Below are 581 nucleotides of genomic sequence, written 5' to 3' on the forward strand. Positions count from 1 at the left end.
CGAACCTTCAAATACAATTCCACGGTGAATATCCCCATGCCCTCCCATCAAATGAAAGGGCAAAAGTGGCCGACTTTTACGCCGCCCGCGACAACACAACGCCGCCGCTACCGTGGCCGAGTATTGCTCCGCCGATTACAGCGGCGCGGGGTGCGGCATATCAAGCCCAAACTCCTGCGTTCGAAGAGCTTGCCAATGATCTGAGCGGAAACACTCCAGAGCTCAGTGTTCCGGAAGGTTCTTCCTCATCTGAGCCGACACCTACCCAGAAAGCAGAAACGCCTGCAGAAAGCCTTCCGCTTGGTGCGGCCCGCGGACAGGTGCATGAAAACTACATCATCGCGCAAACATCTGATGGCATGGTAATCGTAGATCAACATGCAGCACATGAAAGACTGGTCTACGAGAGACTTAAGCACCAGATGGCGAAAGACGGCATCCCTGCCCAAGCACTTTTGATTCCGGAAATCGTGGAGCTTCCAGAGGAAGATTGCTCTCGGCTGATGGAACTGGCCGAGGAGCTCAGTGGTATGGGATTGACCATCGAACCATTCGGGGGAAATGCCATTGCTGTGCGAGAG

1 pseudogene is annotated in these 581 nt (G+C 54.6%); it reads left to right on the forward strand.

The window, feature by feature from the left end:
* Window positions 1–581 (forward strand): annotated as a pseudogene (locus tag ACFWW2_RS05425) (DNA mismatch repair protein MutL); the annotation flags it as partial.

The sequence above is a fragment of the Yoonia sp. R2-816 genome (assembly GCF_046762905.1).
GTDB lineage: Bacteria > Pseudomonadota > Alphaproteobacteria > Rhodobacterales > Rhodobacteraceae > Yoonia.